Origin of the sequence: Kitasatospora sp. NPDC101176 (assembly GCF_044768035.1) — a bacterium.
In the GTDB taxonomy this organism is placed as follows: domain Bacteria; phylum Actinomycetota; class Actinomycetes; order Streptomycetales; family Streptomycetaceae; genus Kitasatospora.
Genome location: NZ_JBIWPA010000001.1, coordinates 247,933 through 268,300, shown reverse-complemented (window position 1 = coordinate 268,300; position 20,368 = coordinate 247,933). Strand labels below are relative to the sequence as shown.

Below are 20,368 nucleotides of genomic sequence, written 5' to 3'. Positions count from 1 at the left end.
TTCATGACCACTTCGACGCAGCCGTCCGGGGACCTCAACTGGCTCCTGGACGACCTGGTGGGGCGCGTCGCGGCCCTGCGGCACGCGGTGATCCTCTCCAGCGATGGTCTGGCCACCGGCGCCTCCCGCGGTCTCGACCGCGAGGACGCCGAGCACCTGGCCGCCGTCGCGGCGGGCTTCCACAGCCTGGCCAAGGGCGCCGGCGGGCACTTCAAGGTCGGCGGGGTCCGTCAGACCATGGTGGAGCTGGACGAGGCCTTCCTGTTCATCACGGCCGCCGGCGACGGCAGCTGCCTGGCCGTGCTGAGCGAGGCCGAGGCGGACATCGGCCAGATCGCCTACGAGATGGCGCTGCTGGTCAAGCGGGTCGGCGAGCACATGGCCGCCGAGCCGCGCACCGAAACCGCCCCGCCGGTGAGATGAGCGGTCCGATGGCGGATCCGAAGGGCGAGACGGCGGGGCGGACCGGCCCGGACGGGGCGTCCGAGCCGTCCGGGCCGCGCGTGCCCGGGGTGACGGCTGGCCCGGACGGACCGGCCGGGGCCGACGGCGTGGTCACCCCGCGCCTGGTCGCCCCGCATCCGGTCGACGCTGTGAGCGGCGCGAGCGGCACGGACGACGGCACGGACGACGGCACGGACGACGGCGCGGACGACGGCGGTCCGGAGGCGCTCGAGGTCGACCTGTTCCGTCCCCGCACCCCGGTCGACGACCGCTGGTTCGACGACGAGGCCGGGCCTGTGGTGCGCCTCTTCTCGATGACCCGCGGGCGCGCCCGGCCCGTCGAGGACGGCCTGTTCGACCTCATCTCGCTGATCACCGCCGCCGAGCCCGGGCCGGACGCGGGGGCCGTGCCCGCGCACGTCCTCGACCCGGAGCACCAGACCATCCTGGCCTGGTGCCGCCGCGAGCCGCTGTCCGTCGCCGAACTCGGCTCCTACACCGACCTGCCGGTCAGCGTCGTCCGGGTGCTGCTCGGCGACCTCTACGACGCCGACCTGATCAGCGTCACCCGACCCGTTCCGCTCGCCGAGCTCCCGGACGAGCGCCTGCTGCGAGACGTGATCAATGGACTCCGTGCGCTCTGACCACGACGGCGCCACCGCCCCCGCCGACCGCGCCAACGACCCGAGCTGGCGCGGCGGCCCGGCCGTCGCGGTGAAGATCCTGGTCGCGGGCGGCTTCGGCGCGGGCAAGACCACGCTGGTCGGCGCCGTCAGCGAGATCCGGCCGCTGCGCACCGAGGAGGAGCTCAGCGAACTGGGCCGCCCGGTGGACGACACCGAGGGCGTGGAGGACAAGCGCACCACCACCGTGGCGATGGACTTCGGCCGGATCGACCTGCGGCCCGGGCTCGCGCTCTACCTGTTCGGCACGCCGGGGCAGGACCGCTTCTGGTTCGTCTGGAACGAGCTGGCGCGCGGCGCGCTCGGTGCGGTCGTGATCGCGGACACCCGGCGACTGGCCGACTGCTTCCCCTCGGTGGACTTCTTCGAGCAGCGCGGCATCCCCTTCGTGGTCGCGGTGAACTGCTTCGACGGCACCGAGCGCTTCTCGCCCGACGAGGTCCGGGACGCGCTGGACCTCGACCCGGGGATCCCCGTGCTGCTGTGCGACGCCCGGCTGCGCGAGGACGGCAAGGACCTCCTGGTCGCGCTGGTCGAGCACGCGGCCGCCCGCCGTCACCGTGCCCCGACCCCGGCCCAAACCTGACGAAGCGTCAATCATGCTCCGGTGGAGCGTGATCCCGCATGCGGCGCCCGCCCGGCCCCGGCCCGACGGATCGTGGTCGGGGCCGCCCCGCTCGTGGTGCTCCGCGCAGTCGCGGGTTCTGCCGAGCCGCCCGCCCAGCCGCCCGCCGAGGCGCCCGTGCATCGCCCGCCGTCTCATTCCGGTGTCCGCATCCCGGACGTTTCATGTGCTGAAGGTTGCCTAGACCGGCGCGGCGTGGAAGGCTCTGGACACGAAGGCCGCCCGGCCGTGCCGCCGGGAGGGCCGGAAACGTTCCGTTCACGCGACCGCGCTCCGAGCGATCGCGCCGCAGTGCAGAGCCAGGGGGAGGGCCTCAGGATGACCGTCGACCAGCGACGCGCCGCCACCGTCCCGGCCCCCGTCACGCCGGCACTCACCGCCCGCCGCTACATCGACCAGGCCCTGATCTGCAGCGCCTGTTGTCGCTGACCGGCTGACCGTTTCCCGGTCCGCCGCAGGCGCCCCGGCCCGTCCGGCAGCCCTCCGGCGCACCATCACCCCCCGTTGACCAGGCCGATCGCGGGCCCGCCCACCCGGCGTGCCCGCGGCGGGCCGTCCGGCCCCGCCTCGCGGAGAGACCACCAGTGAACATCGCCTGCACCAGCCCCGCCCCCGGCACCGCCGGCCGCCCCCGCAGGACCGGGGCGGTCTCCGCGGTGTGCGACGGCGGACCGGCCGGGCGGTGGAACGGGCGCGCCGACCGCGCCGAGGACAGTCGGAGGGGTCGCCTCGACCTCGAGCCGTTCTGGCCGTCCCGGCAGCCGCACCTGTTCGATCAGACGTGTCCGGGCTCGCCCAGCGCGTCCCGGCCCTCCGCCGGCTGATCCCGGATCAGCCCCGCACGACGCCCGGTCGACGCGCAGACGACTCCACCCCGTCCGTCACGCGCGAAATGAGCGGTACACCATGTCTTCCTCCTCCACGGCCACCCTGAACCCGCCCACCGCGACGCCGCACCTGCGCGCGGTCCGCTCCCTCCCGGGCGTCGCCCCGGTCGGGCCCGGCACGTCCGGCGCCCCCGGCTCCTCCGTCCCGCACGCCGCCCCGGTCGCCGACCGATGGCCCGGCGCACCCGTGCGCACCTCCCACGCCGCCCCGCCCCGTCAGGTCGGCGCGGCCGCCGCGCCCCAGCCGGGTGCGGTGCTCCCGCCGGCCGCCGTGATCCCGGCTCCGGGCGCGGCGCTCCCGCAGGCGCCGCAGGCCCTGCTCGCCGCGCTCCCCGAGGGGGCGACCGTCGTCGCCGCCCTCCCGCAGGGTGCGCTGCCGCAGGGGCTGCTCGCCCAGTACGGCTCGCAGTTCGGCGCCGCCGGGAACCCGATGGTCGGGTACCTGGTGCTGGTGCCGGCCGACACCGCGGTGGGCGCTCCGGCGGGGCTGTCCGCAGGTCCGGCCGCCGCTCCCTCCGTCACCGTGCCCGGATCGGCGCCCGCTCCCACCGGAGCCCGTCCGGTCCGGCCCGCCGGGCGCGGCATCACCGTCGACACCGAGCGACGCAACGCCTACGTGGACGGCCGGCTGCTCGACCTCACGTACCTCGAGTTCGAACTGCTCGCCCACCTCACCGAGCACCCGCAGCGGGTGCACACCCGCGACCACCTGGTCTCGGCGGTGTGGGGCTACGGTCACGTCGGGGACGGCCGCACGGTCGACGTCCACGTCGCCCGGCTGCGCCGCAAGCTCGGACCGGCCTACCGGGAGACCATCGTGACGGTGCGTCGGGTCGGCTACAAGTACACCCCGGGTGCCTGATCGGCGAACCGCCCGGTAGCGGACCGCCTGTTCCCCGCGGAACGGGCGGTCCGCCGTGCTGTTGTGACGGTTCGTCCAGGTGTCGTGTCGGGCGCGCCGGTTGCGGCTGCCGGTCGCGGGCGCGGGTCAGGCCTGCGGGTCAGGTCCGCTGGTCGCGTGGGCTGGTCGGGCCTGGCTGGTCGGCCCGGCTGGTCAGGCCCGCTGGTCGGGTGGCAGCAGGAGGACGGCGAGCGCGTCGGCACAGGTGCGGGCGTGGCCCAGGAACCACTCCAGCCGGTCGTCGGTCAGGTGCGCCGGGGTCGAGCGGACGGCGAGGGCGAACCGGGCCAGTCCGGAGCCGTCCAGCACCGGAACGGCCACCGTGCGCACCCCGGCGGCGGACTCGCCGTCGTTGAGGGCGAACCCGGCGGACCGCACCTTCGCCAACTCCTCGTCGAGCAGTGCCGGTTCGGTGATCGTCCGCTCGGTGAACGGTGCCAGCGGGCCGAGTGCGGAGACCGCCGCCTCGCCCGGGCGCGGCCAGGCCAGCAGCACCTTGCCCAGGGCCGTGGAGTGCAGCGGCCGACGCAGTCCGAGGCCGCTGTCCGGGCGGACGGAGGCGCCGACCAGGATCACCGCGTGCGGACCGCTGCGGATCGCCAGGTCGGCGGTCGCGCCGGTGCGCCGGGAGAGCAGGTCCAGTTCGGGGGCGGCCAGGTGCAGTCCGCGCCGGTGGAAGGAGAGCTGGCCGAGCTCGGCGACGGCCGGGCCGAGCCGGTAGCGGGCGGTCTGCTCGTCCTGCTCCAGGAAGCCGGCGCTGACCAGGGTCCGGGCCAGGCGGTGCGCCGTGGAGACCGAGAGGTCCATCCGGCGGGCCAGGTCGGAGGCGCTCAGGTCGGGGCCGTTGTCGTGGAAGCAGTGCAGCAGCCCCAGCGCACGCTGGACGGCCTGCGCACCGGCCGGCGGACTCTGGACGGCGGTGGCGGCCTCGGCCATGGCACCTCGCGTTTCGGTGGGGATTTCCGGTCGGACCGCCGGAGGGATTCTCAGCGTAGGGCAGCCATTGCTTCGGGAATATGTCGACGACGTTGCAATGGCATGCCGTTGATGAACAAGTGCTCCCATGATGTGGCAAACCCTTGCCCGCGGCTCGATCGGCGTGGAACGCTCCTCGCATCGCGCCGGACGCCCAGCCCGACGCACCACCGCGACACCCGACGCGCAGGAAGGAGCGACACCGTGACGAACCACCGGTGCCCCGCCTCCCGCGCGTGTCGTCGCTGACGCCTTTCCCCTCCCCGGTCGCACCGCACGACCCGGTTCTCCACCGGCGCGGTGACTCCCCGCCGCCCCCGGCGCTGCGGCCCTCCGGGCGCCCTTCCGACCCGTCGCCATCCGCCAACTGCCGTCCGCCATCCGGCGAAGCCCTCCACAGAGGACGCATCCCGTGCCAAGCCGTACCCCCAGCACTCCCCGTATTCCCGGTACGTCGGGCAGGTCCGGTACGCCGGGCACTTCCGGCGCATCCAGCGCCTTCAGCCCGTCGGGCCCTCTCGACACCCTCTGGTTCACCCGGTGCCCGGTGCCCACCGCCACCGGGATCGCCGCCGACCAGGGCCGGCTCGCGCGGGAGTTCGCCGCCGACGGCATCGCCGTCCGCTCGCTGCAGGACGCCCCGCCGGAGGTGGCCGTCGACCACCACTACACCCACGCGCTGACCGGCCTCTTCCGGGAGGGCGGCAACGTGCCCGCCCTGTGGGCCCGTTCGCGCGGTGAGGCCACCCGACTGATCGGCCTGACCTGGATCGAGGAGCGCCAGGTCGTCCTGGTCCGGGCGGGCAGTGGCCTCTCCGGGCCGGGCGACCTGCGGGGACTGCGACTGGCGATCCCACATCATGACATCGGCATCGACTTCTGGCGGGCCATGGCGCTGGCCGGCTTCCGCGGGGCCCTCGGCCTCGCCGGGCTCACCCTGGCCGACGCGAAGCCGGTCGACGTCCCGAGCCCTCCGGGTGGCGGCCAGTGGGCCGCGGAACTGGCTGCGCTACGGGACGGGGTGGTGGACGCCGTGTACGTGAAGGGGGCGCTCGCCGTCGAGGCGGCCCGCCGGGTCGGGGCGGAGGTGGCCGTGGAGCTGGACGCCGCGCCGGACCGCCGGGCCCGGGTCAACAACGGGACGCCCCGGCCGGTGACCGTCCACCAGCGGCTGCTGGACGAGCGGCCGGAGCTGGTCGTCCGCTTCCTCGCGGTCCTGCTGGAGGCCGCCGACTGGGCGGCCGAGCACCCGGCGGAGGTGGTCCGGATCCTGCGGGCCGAGACCGGCGCAGGTGCGGAGGGCGTCGCCGGGGCGTACGCGCCGGGCAGCCACCGCACCCTGCACCTGGACCTCTCGGACGAACGCCTCGACCTGCTGGCGCAGCAGGAACGATTCCTCGGGGAGGCGGGATTCCTCGCCGCGCCGGTCGACGTCCACTCCTGGGCCGACCCGGAACCACTGCGCGCCGCCCGCGAGCTGCTGCGGACCCGCCGCTCCACTCCGGCCGCCGGCTGAGCCGCCCTGACGGCTCCCGGGCCGACCGCTTTCAACTGACAGATTTCAGGTAACAGATTTCAGATGACAGATGTTGAAATCTGTCATCTGAAATCCGTCATCCGTCGCCAGCCATCCGTCCACCGTCGCTCACCAGCCCACTGCCCACCCCTCGCCAGCCCATTTTGCCCGCCCCTCGCCTGGAGACCCCCGTGAACACCTCCCGCCTCGCCCTGGCCGCCGCAGCGCTGCTCGCCACCACCGCCCTGGCCGCCTGCGGCTCGTCCGCGGACGGAGCCAAGGCCTCCGCCGGCGGCGGGGCCGGCGACAGGGCCGACATCGTGCTGCGCCTGCCCGACCCGGGCAACAACGGGTTCCTCGCCCGCGGGAAGAAGGACGGCTCCCTGGACCGGGCCCTGGCCGCCGTCCACGCCAAGGTCGCCTGGACCGGCAGCGCCGGCCCGTTCGCCCCCGCCGCGCAGGCGCTGTCCGCCGACCAGCTCGACGTGGCCCAGGGCTCGATCACCTCGGCCGTCGCCGCACTGGCCCAGAAGCCCGGCTTCAAGCTGTTCGCCCGCACCGACCCCGACGGCGTCGGCGAGGGCATCCTGGTGAAGAACGACTCGCCCATCAGGACCGTGCAGGACCTGGTCGGCCGCAAGGTCGCGGTCTCCCAGGGCGGCACCAGCGAGTACCTGCTGCTCAAGGCGCTGGAGAAGAGCGGAGTCCCGGCCGACAAGGTCGAACGGGTCTACCTGCGCGCCGACCAGACGGCAGGCGTCTTCAACTCCGGCCAGGTGGACGCCTGGGCGACCTGGAACACCTTCTCCACCCCCGCCATCGCCAACTCCGCGGCGCACTTCCTGGTCGACGGGAAGGAGGTCGGATCCGACAACTACGCGGTCTGGGCCGTGCGCACCGGTTTCGCCGACAAGCACCCGGACGTGGTCAGGACCTTCTACGACTACCTCCGGGAGAACGGTCTCAAGGAGAAGGCCGACCCGGCGGCCTACCTCAACGTCTTCACCGACTCCGGCCCCACCGCCGTCACCCCCGCCGAGAAGGATGTCGCGGTGAAGGTCAGCGCCCAGAGCGCCCCGGCCGGCGCCATCACCGAGGCGGACACCGCCCGCTTCGCCACCGTCGCCCGCTTCTTCGCCGACCAGAAGGTCACCAAGCAACTCGTGGACGTCAAGCCGTACCTGATCGACATCGACAAGCTCGGCGGCGGTGCCAAGTGACCACCGCCGCACCCGGCCGCACACCCGGCGCACTCCCGCCCGGCGGAGCCGCCGACCCCGTCGACCCCGCCGACCTCGCCCAGCCCGTCGACCCCGCCCAGCCCGTCGGACTGGTCACCCCGCGGGCCGTCCGGCAGCGGCCCCGCCCGCGAGCCCTCGCCGTGACCCTGCGCACCCTGGGGCCGCTCGCCCTGCTCGGCGGCTGGGCCGTGGCCTCCGCCACCGGTGCGCTCACTCCGGACGTCCTGGCATCGCCGGCCCAGGTGGCCGAGGCCGTCGGCGAGTTGTGGGGCAACGGCCAGCTCGTCGACGCCCTCACGGTCTCCCTCACCCGGGCCGGCCTCGGCCTGCTGCTCGGCGCCGGTGCGGGGCTGGTGCTCGGCGTGCTCACCGGGTTCACCCGCCTCGGTGAGGAGCTGCTCGACTCCGCGATCCAGGTCCTGCGAACCGTCCCCTTCCTGGCGCTGGTGCCGTTGTTCATGGTGTGGTTCGGCATCACCGAGACGGCGAAGGTCGCCCTGATCGGGGTGGCCACCAGCTTCCCGATGTACGTCTCCGCCTCCGGGGGTGTGCGCACCACGGATCGCAAGCTGGTCGAGGCGATGCGCAGCTTCGGACTCGGCCGCTGGGCGATCGTGCGCACCGTCGTCCTGCCCGGAGCGCTGCCCGCACTGCTCTCCGGGCTGCGGTTGTCCATGACGCTCAGCGTGATCGCGCTGATCGCCGCCGAGGAGATCAACTCCACTGAAGGAATCGGCTACTTGATGGCCCAGGCACAGAACTACTCGAGGACGGACGTCCTCGCGGTCTGCATCCTGATCTACGGGCTGCTCGGACTCACCGCCGACGGTGTCGTGCGCATCCTGGAGCGGGTGCTGATGCCCTGGCGCCAGGCCGTCCAGGGAGCCGCCCGATGAGCACGACCCAGGCCCTGCCCCCGGCTGCTGCCGCTTCTGCCCGTCCTGCTGCCCCCGCCGTTCATCTGCGCGGCCTGCGCCGGGTGTTCGGCACCAGGGCCGTCCTCGACGGCGTCGACCTCTCGATCGCCCGCGGCGAGTTCGTCGCCCTGCTGGGCGCGAGCGGCACGGGCAAGACCACCCTGCTGCGCATCCTCGGGGCGCTGGACCAGGCCGACGAGGGCACGGTGCTCGTCCCGCCGGTCCGTACGGTGGTCTTCCAGGAGCCCCGACTCATCCCCTCCAGGCGGGTGCTGGCCAACGTCACGATCGGACTGCCGGGTGGCGCCACGACGCGCGGGACAGGCTTGAAGGCGCTCGCCGAGGTCGGCCTGGACAAGCACGCCGAGGCCTGGCCGGCCACCCTGTCCGGTGGGGAGGCGCAACGCGTCGCCCTGGCCAGGGCGCTCGTTCGTGAACCCCAACTGCTGCTCCTGGACGAGCCGTTCGCCGCTCTGGACGCGCTGACCCGGCTGCGCATGCAGGACCTGGTCGGTGACCTGGTCCGGCGCCACCGCCCGGCGGTGCTGCTGGTCACCCATGACGTCGACGAGGCCGTCCGGCTCGCCGACCGGGTGGCCGTCCTGCGCGAGGGTCGACTCGTCCGGGACGAGCAGGTCGCCGTCGAGCACCCGCGGGACCCGGCCGACCCGGCCTTCGCCGAGCTGCGCCGTCGACTGCTCGCCGACCTCGGGGTCCACTGACCCGCCCCGCCCACCGGTCCACCCACCTCCGCGGTGGACCGCCACCGGATCGAACAACACCACCCCGCATCAACGGAGTTGACCAGATGACCGTCACCCTCGGCGTCCACGCCAGCAACCCCTCGCTCTACTACCTCGCCCGACTTCCCTACCTGGACGAGGAACTGGCCCCGCTCGGGGAGGCCGGCGCCTTCCACCACTACACCGACGGCACCCGCACCGGCGCCCTGCTCGCCGAGGGCACCATCGACTTCGGCGGAACCGGCTCCACGCCGCCGGTCACGGCCCAGGCGGCCGGCCACGACATCGCCTACGCCGCGGTGTCCGCTCCCCGCCCCGACCACGGGGCCCTGCTGGTGCTGGACGCCGGCCCGGTCCGGACGGTGGCGGACCTCGCGGGCGGCACCGTCGTGCTCGGCGTCGGCTCCTGGCAGACCCACCTGCTCGCCAAGGCCCTGCGCGCCCACGGTCTCTCGTACGGTCAGGACGTCACCCCGGTGCGTCCGGCGCCCGGCGAGGACCAGGCCGCGCGGCTGCGCGACGGCGAGATCGCCGGCTGGATCGCCCAGGGCGCGGAACTCGCCGCGGCCCGCCGCAGCGGGGACTTCCGCGAGCTGGTGCGCACCGGCGACGTCATCACCGACCGCTCCGTCTTCTTCACCCGCCGCGAGTTCGCGGCCGACCGCCCCGAGGTGGTCGCGGCGATCGCCGCCGCGCTCGCCCGTGCGGACGCCTGGGTGGCCGCCCACCCGGCCGAGGCGGCCCGGATCGCCGCGGAGGACCTGGGCGGTTCGCCGGCCGACTGGGAGGTGGCCCTGTCCTCGCTGCCCTGGCGGCTGGAGCCCGCCTCCGCCGCTTTCGTCGCGGAGCAGCAGGAGGCCGCGGACATCTTCCACGCGGTGGGCTTCGTCGACCGCGAGCTGACCGTCGCCGACGCCCATCTGCCCGCATTGGAGGCCCCGGTGGCCGCCGCGCTCGCCAAGGCGGTCTGAACCGTGGCCTCCGAAGTCCTCTGGTACGTCATCCCGCGCGAGGGGCACTACCCCTGGGAGCCGGCCGGCCGTCGCCCCGTCGACCTGCGCTACCTCCAGCAACTGGCCGGCAGTGTCGAGCGATTGGGCTACACGGGCGCCCTGTTCGCGACCGATCTCCATGACGTGTGGACGCTCGGCAGTGCGGTCGCGGCGGCGACCACCCCGGCCTTTAAGCCCCTGCTGGCCGTCCACCCGGGGTTGGTCTCGCCGACCCTGCTGGCGAAGATGGCGCTCAGCTTCGACCACCTGCACGGCGGCCGGCTGCGGTTCAACGTGGTCAACGGGTCGACGGCGCAGCTGCGCGAGTACGGGCTGGATGTCGAGCACGACGACCGCTACCGGCTGAGCGGCGAGTACTGGTCGATCGTCAAGCGCCTGACCGCGGGCGAAGTGTTCGACCACAAGGGGGAGTTCTACGACCTGAAGAACGCGGGTGCGAGCCTGCGGGAGCTCACGCCCGTCCAGCCCGGTGGCATCCCGCTGTGGTTCGGCGGCAGTTCGGCGGCCGGCATCGAGATGGCGGCCGAGCACGTGGACGTCTACCTGACCTGGGGCGAACCGCCGCACCTGCTGAAGGAGAAGCTGGACCTCGTCCGCGAGCGGGCCACGGCACACGGCCGGACGCTGCGGATCGGACTGCGGCTGCACCTGATCGTCCGCGACACCGAGGACGAGGCCTGGGCGGCGGCCGACCGGTTGCTCGACGTCACCAGCGAGGCGACCTACGCCCGCCAGCTGGGCGGCGCGAAGGGGGAGGACGGCGTGGGCTGGCAGCGGCAGTTCCGCCAGCACGGCGGCAGGGTTCCCGCGCGGGCCCGGGAGCTGGAGACCCATCCGAACCTGTGGCCGGGAATGAGCCTGTTCCGCCCGGGCCCCGGCACCGCGGTGGTCGGCTCGACGGCCCAGGTGGTCGAGCGGCTGCAGGAGTTCGAGTCGCTGGGCGTCGACACCTTCATCCTCTCCGGCAACCCGCTGCTGGAGGAGGCCCATCGAGTTGCAGAAACGGTTCTGCCAGCACTGGGGATCCACCGCTGAGCGCTGACGGACGGCCGCTTGACGCCTGGAAGTCGACAGCCTACAGGTGGCAGCGAACAGATGACGGCGAACAGATGACAACTGACAGCTGACAGATGATGAAATCTGTCAGCTGTCAGTTGTCAGTCGTTCCCGCACTCAGATACTCAGCCGGTCGATCTCCGCCAGCTCCTCCGTCGTCAGCGGACCGCCGGCCAGCGCGTCGATGTTCTGGTCCAGCTGAGCCACGCTGCTCGCGCCGATGATGACCGAGGCCACCCGCGGATCGCGCAGCACCCAGGACAGGGCCAGCTGGGCCAGCGTCTGCCCGCGCCGCTCGGCGACCTTGGCGAGCGCCCGCAGCCGCTCCAGCTTCGGCCCGCTGAGCGCCTCTTCGGTCAGGAATTTCCCGACCGACATCCGCGATCCCGTCGGCACCTCTCCCGACAGGTAGCGGTCGGTCAGCAGCCCTTGGGCCAGCGGCGAGTAGGCGATCAGGCTGGTCTGGGTGTCGCCCACCGCGTCCAGCACGCCCTCCTCCACGGAGCGGTTGAGGATCGAGTAGGCCGACTGGTTCAGCAGGGCCGGCGTGCCCAGCTCGCGCAGGATCGCCACGGCCTCGCGGTGCTTCTCGGCCGGGTAGTTGGAGATCGCGGCGTACAGCGCCTTGCCCGAGCGAACCGCGGTGTCGAGCGCGCCCATCGTCTCCTCGAGCGGAGTGTCCGGGTCGTAGCGGTGCGAGTAGAAGACGTCGACGTAGTCGAGCCCCATTCGGTCCAGCGACTGGTCCAGGCTGGCCAGCAGGTACTTGCGGCTGCCGCCGTCGCCGTACGGGCCGGGCCACATGTCCCAGCCCGCCTTGCTCGCGATGAAGAGCTCGTCCCGGTACGGGCGGAAGTCCTGGGCGAACAGGTAGCCGAAGTTGCGCTCCGCGCTGCCGTACGGCGGGCCGTAGTTGTTCGCGAGGTCGAAGTGGGTGATGCCCCGGTCGAAGGCCCGGCGCAGCACCGCCCGCTGGACCTCCAGCGGCTGGGCGTCGCCGAAGTTGTGCCAGAGGCCGAGCGAGACGGCCGGCAGCCGGACCCCGCTGCGGCCGGCCTTGCGGTACGTCATCGAGGCATAGCGGTCATCCGCCGCGAGGTAGCTCATGCCGGACATCCTGCCAGCCGCCCGCGGTGGATCAAGCCCCCTGCCTCGTGTTCGACCGGAGCCCGTTCTCGCGGCGGTCCGGGCGAGCGGCCATGGCGGGGCGTCAGGAGCGCCTCGGGGGAGGCGGCGTGACGCGCGCCACCGGTCGCGACGGAATGCCGCTCGGCGGGGACGGGGAGACGGGCCGTCGAGGGGCCGTGGCCGCCGGGGGGGGGCACGCTTCCCGGGCGCTTCCCGGGCGCTTCCCGGCGAGGTCCGGGTGGCCGGGGCGTGGGGCCCGTCCCCGGCGCGGTCGACGGTGGAGATCGGGCAAACCCTGGATTCTGTACCTACTGGTATGTACAGTGATCCGCATGAGCACCCAGGACCGTCTCATCGAGAGCACCCAGTCGCTCCTCTGGGAGCGCGGCTACGTCGGCACCAGCCCCAAGGCGATCCAGCAGCGCGCCGGCGTCGGCCAGGGCAGCATGTACCACCACTTCACCGGCAAGCCCGACCTCGCCGCCGCCGCCCTGCGCCGCAGTGCCGAGCAGATGCGCGGCGTCGCCGAGGCGGACCTCGCCTCGCCGGGCAGCGCGTACGACCGCATCGCCGCCTACCTGCGGCGCGACCGCGACGTGCTGCGCGGCTGCCGGATCGGTCGGATGGCCCAGGACCCGGACGTCATCGCGGATCCCGAGCTGCGCGGACCCGTCGAGGAGACCTTCGACTGGCTGCGCGGGCGGATCGCGGGCCTGGTCGCCGAGGGGCAGGCCGCGGGCGAGCTCACGCCCGGCCTCGACCCGGCCGACACCGCCGCCGCCGTGGTCGCCGTCGTCCAGGGCGGCTACGTGCTGGCGCGCGCGGCCGGCCGTGCCGAGCCCTTCGAGCAGGCCGTCCGCGGGGCGCTCGGCCTGCTCGCCGCACAGCGCACGGCCTGATCCGCGGGTGTCCGGACGGACCTGCAAGCAGCCGGCGGCACCACCCGTCCGGGCCCTCCGGTGCGCCCCTCCGCCGCGCCCGTCCCGCGCGCCCGTCCCGCGCGCCCGTCCCGCGCGTCCGTCCGCCGCGTCGTCCCGCCACCTCCGTACGGCGCGGAGACCCGGCGTGCGGACCCGGCCCGAAGACCCGGTCGCCGCCGGCCCACCGACCCGAGGAGCTCGCCGTGCACGCCATGCAGTACGAGATCACCCTCCCCGCCGACTACGACATGGGGATCATCCGCAAGCGCGTCGCCGACAGGGGACACCTGCTCGACGACCACCCCGGCCTCGGCCTCAAGGCGTACCTGGTCCGCGAGCGCGGACAGGACGGTTCGCCGGTCAACGCCTACGCGCCGTTCTACCTCTGGCGCACCGCCGAGGGGATGAACGGCTTCCTCTGGGGCCCAGGCTTCCGCGGTCTGAGCGCGGACTTCGGCCGCCCCGTCGTGCGGCACTGGCTCGGCGCCGGTCTGGTGCACGGCCCGGCGGCCACCACCGGCGCGGCCCCGACGCCGGGCGGCGCGACCGTGCCGGTCACGAACGCCACGCCTCCGACCAGTGCGACCCTCCACACCGTCCGGCTGCCGGAGTCCGCCGACCCGGCCGAGGCGGTCCGGCAGGCCGTGGCCGACGTCGCGGACCCCGCCCGATACGGCGGTCCCGCCGGCTGGTCGGCCCTGCACACCGCCGCCGTCGCCGTGGACCCGAGCCGCTGGGAGCTGGTGCGGTTCACCCTCCGGCACGGCCCGGCCCCGGACGACGCCCCCGGCATCCACTATCAGGTGCTGCACCTGTCCCGCCCCGAACTCGACCGGCTGCCCAGCGGCCGCCACTGGTGAAAGGTTTCCTCAACCCGTGACCACCTCCCCGAGCACCGCCCCGACCGGTCCCGCCGCCACGCCCCCGACCACGCCCCCGACCGCCCCCGGGACCGGTCCCACGGCCGGCCCCCCGACCACCCCCGCGACGATGACGCCCGCCGACCTCACCCCGGCCCCGTTGGACCGCGAGGCCGGGTACGCCCTCCTCGCCGAACTCGCGGGCCCGGTCGCCGCCGCCACCCTGGGCGGTCTGGACGGCCTCGCCCCCGGCTTCCCCGACTGGATCGTCACCAGCCTGTTCGGCGGCACCTACCAGCGCCCCGGCCTCGCCCTGCGCGACCGCCAGGTGGCCAACCTTGCCGCCCTCACCGCCCTCGGCGGCGTGGAGCCCCAGCTCGCCGACCACGTCCGCAACAGCCTGCGGATCGGCATGACCAGGGAGGAGGTCGTCGAGGTCATGGTCCACCTGGCCCCGTACGTCGGCGTCCCCAAGGCCCTGGCCGGACTGCGCGTCGCCACCGCGACCTTCGCCGAGGCCGCGACGCCGGAAGGGACGCCCGCATGAGCCCGTCCGTCGGTACCGACCGGACGGCCCGCACCGCCCGAACCGTCCGCACCGTTCTCGGCGACCTCGACCCCGCCGAACTCGGCGTCACCGACTCCCACGACCACCTCTTCCTGCGCAGTCCGCTGCTGCCCGGGCAGGAACTGGACGACCCGGCAGCCGCCGAGGAGGTCCTGCGAGCCTTCGCCGCGGCCGGCGGCCGCTCCCTCGTCCAGTGGACCCCGCACGGCATGGGCCGCGGGGCGGACTCCCTCGCCGGGCTCTCCCGTTCGACCGGCGTCCAGGTGGTCGCCGCCACCGGCATGCACCAGGCGGCCCACTACGACCCGGACACCCTGGGCGCCCGCTACGACGGGCTCGCCGAGCGCTTCACCACCGAGCTCACCACCGGGTTGCCGGGAGCACCCGAGGGGGTCCGGGCGGGGCTGATCAAGGTCGCGGGCGAGTACCACGGGCTGGCCGAACACACCCGGCGGGTCCTGGCGGCGGCGGCGCAGGCCCACCACGCGACCGGCGCCCCGATCGCCGTCCACCACGAACTGGGCACCGCCGCACCGGACGTGGTGGACCTGCTCTGCGACCGGCACGGCGTGGCGCCGCGACACGTCCTGCTCGGCCACCTCAACCGCTTCCCCGACCTGCGGCTGCACCGCGAACTCGCCGCCACCGGCGCCTACATCGCGCTGGACGGCCCCTCGCGGGCCAACCACGCGACCGACCACCACCTCTTCGACACCATCGCCGCCCTCGCCGAGGCGGGCTACGCCGGACAACTCCTGCTCGGCGGGGACACCACCACCAGGTCCGCCCGGCACGCTCCCGGTCCCACCCACCTGCTGACCGCCCTCGCACCGAGGCTGGCCCGGGAGTTCGGCCCCGAGCTGCCCGAGCTCCTCCTCGTCACCAACCCGGCCGCAGCCTTCGCCGCCGACTGGCGCACGCCCTGACCGCGTGTCCTGACCGCCCGCCCTGACCACGCGCCCCGACGCGGACGGGCACCAAGCGGTGCGGCCGTCCACCCGTCGCCCGGCGACCTACCGTGACCGCCATGGTGACCCTGCGGATCCTCACGACCGACGACTGGCCGCTGTGGCGGGACCTCCGCCTCGCCGCCCTCACCGACGCGCCGCACGCCTTCCGGCCCCGCCTCACGGACTGGCGGCACGGCGGCGAGAAGCGGTGGCGGGCCCGGCTGCACCTGCTGGGAGCGCACCACGTGGCGGCCCTGCTGACCGGTGGTGGCGCCGACGGCCCGGAGCGCCCTGGCGGCCCGAACGGCACCCCGATCGGCCTGGCGGACGGTGTCCCGGGGGCGGACGGCGTAAGGGAGCTGCGCTCGGTGTGGGTCGGGCCGCAGGCGCGCGGACGGGGCGTCGCCGACCTGCTCATCGCGGAGGTCGAGCGCTGGGCCCGGGCGTCCGGGGGCACCGTGCTGCGCCTCGCCGTGCTGGCCGGGAACGAGCCCGCGCTCGCTCTGTACCGCCGGCACGGCTTCACCGTGTGCCCCGGTACGGACGCTGCCGCGGACGCCGGCACGGCCCCGGCCGCGGACACCGACGCCCACACGGCCCCGGCCGCCGGCGCCGACGCGGTCACGGGCGTGCGCGAGATCGTCATGGCCAAGCCCATGACCTGACCGCCGAACCACCCCGGCGACCCCACGCGCCCCCGCCAGCCGCCCTCGCCAGCCGCCCCCGCCACCACGCGCCGCCGGGCCCGTGCCGCCCCCGGGGGAGCGGCGCGGGCCCGGCGCGTCCGTCCCGCGCCGCGGGGAACCGGCGGCCCGGCGCGTCACATGTGCGTGCCACCGTCGATGCGGAGCTCGGTGCCGGTGACGAAGGCGCCGTCCTCGGAGGCCAGCATCGCGATCACCCCGGCCACCGTCTCCGGGCCGGCGAAGCCCCGCCCGAGGGCGGGGGAGAGCTTGGCCAGCAGGCTGAAGTCGGCGTCGGAGGGCAGGCCGGGGTCGTTGGTCATGCCGCTGTCGATGCTGCCCGGTGCGACGCAGACCGCCCGCAGCCCCTGCTTGGCGTACTCGGCGGCGATGGCGTGCGTGAAGGACTGGATGCCGCCCTTGGTGGCGGCGTACGCGGCCATGTAGGGGTGGGCGAAGCTCGCCGAGGTGGAGCTGAAGTTGACCACCACGCCCTTGCCGCCCGCGAGCAGGGCGGGGAGCGCCTCGCGGGTCATCAGGAAGGTGCCGGTGAGGTTGACCGCGAGGAGCCGGTTCCAGAAGTCCAGGGTGGTCTCGTGGGTGTGCGAGGAGCGGAGGATGCCCGCCGCGTTCACCAGGACGTCCAGCCCGCCGAGGCCGGCGACCGCCGCGGCCACGCCGGTGACGACGGCCGGCTCGTCCGAGATGTCCAGGACCTGGATGGTCAGCCGGTCCGCGACTCCGTCGGTGGTGGCGCGGTCCAGGGTCCTCTTCAGGCCGTCCTCGTTGACGTCGACGGCGACTACCTGTCCGCCCTCGGCGAGGATCCGGTGCACGGTCGCCTGACCGATGCCAGAGCCGCCGCCGGTGATCAGGACGTTCCGTCCGCTGAAGCGCTCCATGGTGGTACTCCGTTCGTTCGTGGTCTCTCGACCTCAAGAGACACGGTACGCCTAGGTGACATAACGTGCCAATAAGGCTTGTCGAGCCATGTTGCCAGGGCGTGCCGAGCTGGCGCAGTCCCGCGTAGGCTGACCCTCGTGACCGGACGCCCGACCCTCACCCAGCGCCGCCGTGACGCCACCCGGCTCGACATCGCCCGCACCGCCGCCGCGCTCTTCGCCGACAAGGGGGCGGAGGCCACCACCGCCGAGGAGATCGCCCTCGCCGCGGGGATCTCGCTGCGCACCTTCTACCGGTACTTCTCGGTCAAGGAGGACGCCGTGGCCCCGCTGCTCGCGGCGGGCGGACGGCAGTGGGTCGACCGGCTCGCCGAGAGCCCGGCCGGACTGCCGCTGCGCGGGGCGCTGGAGAGTGCGGCGGCGGCGTCGCTGACGCCGGTCGACGAGGCGGGCGCCGAGATGATGCGGTGGACCCGCAGCCTGCTGCGCGACCCGCGGCTGGACGGCACCTGGCAGCGCGTCCACGCCGACTCCGAGGCGCGGCTGCGCGCCGTCCTCGCCGAGCGCTGCCCGGCGGGCACCGATCCGCTGGAGATCCGGCTGGCCGCCGCCGCCGCGACCGCGGCGATCCGGGTGGCCCTGGAGCAGTGGGCCTCCTCCGACGCGCCCGCCACCGGCCCGGACTCCCCGCAGGACCTCGGCGCGCGCTGCATGCGGGAGCTCACGGCCGGGTTGCGGCTCTGGGAGCGGGTGTCCTGAAGCCCCCGGGGGCGTGGCCCCGCCCCGGTGCCGCTACGCCCCCGAACCCCCCGCCGGCCCGCTCCGGCGTGTCAGTCGCTCCGGCGGGCGGCGGCCGGCAGTGGTTCGACCCCCACGACCCGGCGGATCCGGGTGGGCTCGACGAACACGGTGACGCGCCGTTCGCCCGGCACGCCCCACTCGTAGCGGTCCGAGCCGAGGTACTTCCGGGCCAGGCGGTCCAGCTGGCGGTCCGCCTCCTCGCCGGTCACGAACTCCACGGCCCGGCCGTGGATCTGGACGCGGTCGTACGGGTCGTCCGGATCGGCATGGGAGAGGCAGAGCCGGGGGTCGTGGCGGAGGTTGCGCTCCTTGACCCGCCCGACGGTGGTGTTGAAGAACACCCGGTCGCCCGCCAGGTCCACCCACATCGGCGTGACGTGCGGGGCCCCGTTCGCCCCGGTGGTCGCCACGTACCAGATCCGGGGCTCCCGCACCCGTGCCCGGATGTCGTCCGTCCAGCCGCCCATGGGTCGCCTTCCGTGTCGGTCCGTCTCGACCTGATGCACGCTCAGGGTAGGGGGTGCGTCGCCGGTGTGTCGGTAGGGCGGCGACGGTCGGTGCCGGGCCGCGGCCGTCGTCCGCCATCCCGCGGGCCCGGTCCGCCCGCGCGGTGACAACAGCTGACAGCTGACAGATTTCAGACGACAGATAACAGATTTCAAACTCTGTCACCTGTCATCCGTTACCCGGAAACGACCAGCAGACTCCCGGTGACCTCCCAGCCGTCGTCAGCCTTCTCCCAGCCGGACGCTAGGGTTGATCCTCGCGCCCCGGCGGGGGGAACCGGGGTGACCTCCTCGGATGTCCCCAGCGGAGGGGACTGGAGTTCGAGGCGTGGGAGCAAGCAGGACATGGGTCTGACGAGCCACAAGGTGTTGGCGCTGACCGTATTGATCGCCGTCGTGATGATGGCCGGCACGGTCTGGCTCTGGCCCAGACTCGCGAGAGCGACCTGGCAGGCGGTCCTGGGGAGGATCGGCGCACTGCTCGCGACCCAGCTCGCGGTGCTCGCTGCGCTCGGCCTGGTGGCCAACAACTACTTCGCTTTCTACAGCAGTTGGGACGACCTTCTGGGCACCGGCGACACCGGGCCGGTGGTCATCCACAACAAGGCGGACGCCTCCGGGCGCCTGCTCGTGGAGACGATCGGCCACGCCTCCGTCAAGGGCGGTGGCGCGATGGGCCGCGAGCCCGCCCAGTCGGGGGAGATCCGCAAGGTGCGGATCGACGGCGCGGTCAGCCGCCTCTCCACCGAGGGCTACGTCTACCTGCCGCCGCAGTACTTCCAGCCGGAGTACGCGCAGAAGCAGTTCCCGGCGGTGATCGTGAGCACCGGGTTCCCCGGGATCGCCGAGAACCTGATCACACGCTTCAACTACCCCGGCGCGGCGCTCAAGCTGCTCCAGGAGGGCCGGATGCAGCCGACCGTCATGGTCCTGGTGCGTCCCTCGCCCGCCCTGCCGCAGGACACCGAGTGCGAGGACATCCCGGGCGGCGCGCAGTCCGACACGTACTTCACCAAGGACGTCCCCTCGGCGATCCAGGCGAGCTACCGGGTCTCCGCGGACCCGCAGGCCTGGGCCTTCATGGGCAACTCCACCGGTGGCTACTGCGCGCTCAAGCTGGCCATGCGCCACCCCGACGTCTTCCCGACGGCCGTCGCGCTCTCCGCCTACTACGACGCGGCGGACGACCCGACCACGGGGGACCTGTTCGGCGGCAGCAGCCAGCGCCGCAACGAGGCGAACCTGTTGTGGCGGCTGAAGAACCTGCCGCAGCCTAAGGTGTCCGTGCTTCTCGCCGGCACCAAGAAGGGCGACGGCGACTACCGGCGCGAGACCGAGGCCTTCGTCGACGCGGTGAAGGACCCGATGAAGGTGTCCTACAGCATGCTGGAGAACGGCGGCCACAACTTCGAGACGTGGAGCGCGCTGCTGCCCTCCTCGCTCGAGTGGCTGTCCCAGCACCTCAAGGTGCCCAACCAGACCGTCTGAGCCCCGGCCCGACCGGCCCCTGACCGCAGCGGCCCCGGCCGGACCGACCGGACCGATCGGTCAGGCCACCCGCTCCAGGGTCCCGGTGTGCAGCTCGCCCACCCGGCCGCCCTCGCCCTCGAAGGTCCAGAAGGCGCGGACCGTCAGCCTGCCGAGGTCCATCACGTGGCTGACGGTGATCCCGCTCTGCTCCGTCCAGCTGACGAAGTAGATCTCCGGCGCCACCTCGGCGACGTGCAGCCGCACGTCCTCCCACTGGCCCGCGGACTCGCCGAGGCCCTCCCAGCGCAGCCGCGTGCCGTCGGCCGAGTAGGCGTTGCGGAAGGCCGCGCCGTTGTCGGCCCGGAAGAGGTAGGTGCGGCCGGCGAAGGCGGGCAGGGGCGCGGTCATGGTGGGGCGGTACCTCGTTCCCGGTGGGGTGCGCACGGTGGTCCGTGTGGTCTTGTGCACTGCGGAAGATGTCGGACCTCCAATTTATCCGACCGGGCGAGCCCGGCGGGTGCAGTTGTGCCGGGCGCGGCCGGGGGAGTCGGCCGCGCCGGAGGGCGCACCGGGCGGGTG

The 20,368-nt window shown here is 73.9% G+C and carries 22 protein-coding genes; 17 read left to right on the top strand and 5 right to left on the bottom strand.

Annotated elements, in window-relative coordinates; all coding sequences use genetic code 11:
• Positions 1–3: 3 nt before the first annotated feature.
• The 4 genes from ACIRS1_RS01110 to ACIRS1_RS01095 all read left to right on the top strand — a co-directional run bounded on the left by ACIRS1_RS01110 (position 4) and on the right by ACIRS1_RS01095 (position 3,501).
• Positions 4–423: a roadblock/LC7 domain-containing protein gene (locus tag ACIRS1_RS01110; protein WP_360213917.1), complete on the top strand. Its 420-nt coding sequence runs from the start codon at positions 4–6 to the stop codon at positions 421–423.
• 335 nt (positions 424–758) lie between these two features.
• Entirely contained in the window at positions 759–1,088 is a 330-nt protein-coding gene (locus tag ACIRS1_RS01105; RefSeq protein ID WP_402836285.1) for a DUF742 domain-containing protein, read from the top strand.
• Positions 1,069–1,713 carry a GTP-binding protein gene (locus ACIRS1_RS01100; RefSeq protein WP_402835832.1) on the top strand — a complete coding sequence of 215 codons (645 nt, stop codon included), beginning with the start codon at positions 1,069–1,071 and terminating at the stop codon, positions 1,711–1,713. The genes ACIRS1_RS01105 and ACIRS1_RS01100 overlap by 20 nt, the downstream gene beginning before the upstream one ends.
• A gap of 1,197 nt (positions 1,714–2,910) precedes the next feature.
• Positions 2,911–3,501, top strand: coding sequence for a winged helix-turn-helix domain-containing protein (locus ACIRS1_RS01095; RefSeq protein ID WP_402836283.1), 591 nt, complete (start codon positions 2,911–2,913; stop codon positions 3,499–3,501).
• Positions 3,502–3,693: 192 nt separating this feature from the next.
• Here the strand turns inward: ACIRS1_RS01095 and ACIRS1_RS01090 are convergent, their stop codons facing one another.
• A complete protein-coding gene (locus tag ACIRS1_RS01090; protein WP_402835831.1) occupies positions 3,694–4,476 on the bottom strand; it encodes an IclR family transcriptional regulator in 783 nt (260 codons plus the stop codon).
• 586 nt (positions 4,477–5,062) lie between these two features.
• Here ACIRS1_RS01090 and ACIRS1_RS01085 point away from each other — a divergent pair.
• The 6 genes from ACIRS1_RS01085 (at position 5,063) to ACIRS1_RS01060 (ending at position 10,980) form a co-directional block, all read left to right on the top strand.
• Positions 5,063–6,031, top strand: coding sequence for an ABC transporter substrate-binding protein (locus ACIRS1_RS01085; protein ID WP_402835829.1), 969 nt, complete (start codon positions 5,063–5,065; stop codon positions 6,029–6,031).
• A gap of 191 nt (positions 6,032–6,222) precedes the next feature.
• Entirely contained in the window at positions 6,223–7,251 is a 1,029-nt protein-coding gene (locus tag ACIRS1_RS01080; protein WP_402835827.1) for an NrtA/SsuA/CpmA family ABC transporter substrate-binding protein, read from the top strand.
• 110 nt (positions 7,252–7,361) lie between these two features.
• Positions 7,362–8,168 carry an ABC transporter permease gene (locus ACIRS1_RS01075; protein ID WP_387897506.1) on the top strand — a complete coding sequence of 269 codons (807 nt, stop codon included), beginning with the start codon at positions 7,362–7,364 and terminating at the stop codon, positions 8,166–8,168.
• On the top strand, positions 8,165–8,911 hold the full coding sequence (locus ACIRS1_RS01070; protein WP_402835825.1) for an ABC transporter ATP-binding protein: 747 nt from the start codon (positions 8,165–8,167) through the stop codon (positions 8,909–8,911). Before ACIRS1_RS01075 ends, ACIRS1_RS01070 begins: the two co-directional genes overlap by 4 nt.
• Positions 8,912–8,997: 86 nt before the next feature.
• Positions 8,998–9,903, top strand: coding sequence for an ABC transporter substrate-binding protein (locus ACIRS1_RS01065; protein ID WP_402835823.1), 906 nt, complete (start codon positions 8,998–9,000; stop codon positions 9,901–9,903).
• 3 nt (positions 9,904–9,906) lie between these two features.
• Positions 9,907–10,980 carry an LLM class flavin-dependent oxidoreductase gene (locus ACIRS1_RS01060; protein ID WP_402835821.1) on the top strand — a complete coding sequence of 358 codons (1,074 nt, stop codon included), beginning with the start codon at positions 9,907–9,909 and terminating at the stop codon, positions 10,978–10,980.
• A 138-nt stretch (positions 10,981–11,118) separates the two neighbouring features.
• On the opposite strand, the gene ACIRS1_RS01055 is transcribed toward ACIRS1_RS01060, so the two are convergent.
• On the bottom strand, positions 11,119–12,108 hold the full coding sequence (locus ACIRS1_RS01055) for an aldo/keto reductase (RefSeq protein WP_402835819.1): 990 nt from the start codon (positions 12,106–12,108) through the stop codon (positions 11,119–11,121).
• Positions 12,109–12,461: 353 nt separating this feature from the next.
• Between ACIRS1_RS01055 and ACIRS1_RS01050 the strand changes: the two genes are divergently transcribed.
• From ACIRS1_RS01050 to ACIRS1_RS01030, 5 genes are all read left to right on the top strand, one after another.
• On the top strand, positions 12,462–13,028 hold the full coding sequence (locus ACIRS1_RS01050; protein WP_402835817.1) for a TetR/AcrR family transcriptional regulator: 567 nt from the start codon (positions 12,462–12,464) through the stop codon (positions 13,026–13,028).
• 224 nt (positions 13,029–13,252) lie between these two features.
• Positions 13,253–13,909, top strand: coding sequence for a DUF4865 family protein (locus ACIRS1_RS01045; protein WP_402835815.1), 657 nt, complete (start codon positions 13,253–13,255; stop codon positions 13,907–13,909).
• Between the two features lie 16 nt (positions 13,910–13,925).
• Complete coding sequence (locus tag ACIRS1_RS01040; protein ID WP_402835814.1) at positions 13,926–14,456, top strand: carboxymuconolactone decarboxylase family protein; 531 nt, start codon at positions 13,926–13,928, stop codon at positions 14,454–14,456.
• A complete protein-coding gene (locus ACIRS1_RS01035; protein ID WP_402835812.1) occupies positions 14,453–15,403 on the top strand; it encodes a phosphotriesterase in 951 nt (316 codons plus the stop codon). Before ACIRS1_RS01040 ends, ACIRS1_RS01035 begins: the two co-directional genes overlap by 4 nt.
• Before the next feature lie 101 nt (positions 15,404–15,504).
• On the top strand, positions 15,505–16,092 hold the full coding sequence (locus ACIRS1_RS01030) for a GNAT family N-acetyltransferase (protein ID WP_402835810.1): 588 nt from the start codon (positions 15,505–15,507) through the stop codon (positions 16,090–16,092).
• A gap of 155 nt (positions 16,093–16,247) precedes the next feature.
• On the opposite strand, the gene ACIRS1_RS01025 is transcribed toward ACIRS1_RS01030, so the two are convergent.
• Positions 16,248–17,012: an SDR family NAD(P)-dependent oxidoreductase gene (locus ACIRS1_RS01025; RefSeq protein ID WP_402835808.1), complete on the bottom strand. Its 765-nt coding sequence runs from the start codon at positions 17,010–17,012 to the stop codon at positions 16,248–16,250.
• A 138-nt stretch (positions 17,013–17,150) separates the two neighbouring features.
• Here ACIRS1_RS01025 and ACIRS1_RS01020 point away from each other — a divergent pair, with 138 nt between their 5' ends.
• Positions 17,151–17,771, top strand: a complete 621-nt coding sequence (locus ACIRS1_RS01020; RefSeq protein ID WP_402835806.1) for a TetR/AcrR family transcriptional regulator — start codon at positions 17,151–17,153, stop codon at positions 17,769–17,771.
• A 71-nt stretch (positions 17,772–17,842) separates the two neighbouring features.
• Here ACIRS1_RS01020 and ACIRS1_RS01015 read toward each other — a convergent pair whose 3' ends face one another.
• Positions 17,843–18,280 carry a PPOX class F420-dependent oxidoreductase gene (locus tag ACIRS1_RS01015; RefSeq protein WP_402835803.1) on the bottom strand — a complete coding sequence of 146 codons (438 nt, stop codon included), beginning with the start codon at positions 18,278–18,280 and terminating at the stop codon, positions 17,843–17,845.
• A gap of 384 nt (positions 18,281–18,664) precedes the next feature.
• Between ACIRS1_RS01015 and ACIRS1_RS01010 the strand changes: the two genes are divergently transcribed.
• Positions 18,665–19,807, top strand: a complete 1,143-nt coding sequence (locus ACIRS1_RS01010; RefSeq protein ID WP_360213951.1) for an alpha/beta hydrolase-fold protein — start codon at positions 18,665–18,667, stop codon at positions 19,805–19,807.
• A 60-nt stretch (positions 19,808–19,867) separates the two neighbouring features.
• Here the strand turns inward: ACIRS1_RS01010 and ACIRS1_RS01005 are convergent, their stop codons facing one another.
• A complete protein-coding gene (locus ACIRS1_RS01005; protein WP_360213953.1) occupies positions 19,868–20,197 on the bottom strand; it encodes a MoaF-related domain-containing protein in 330 nt (109 codons plus the stop codon).
• Between the last annotated feature and the right edge of the window lie 171 nt (positions 20,198–20,368).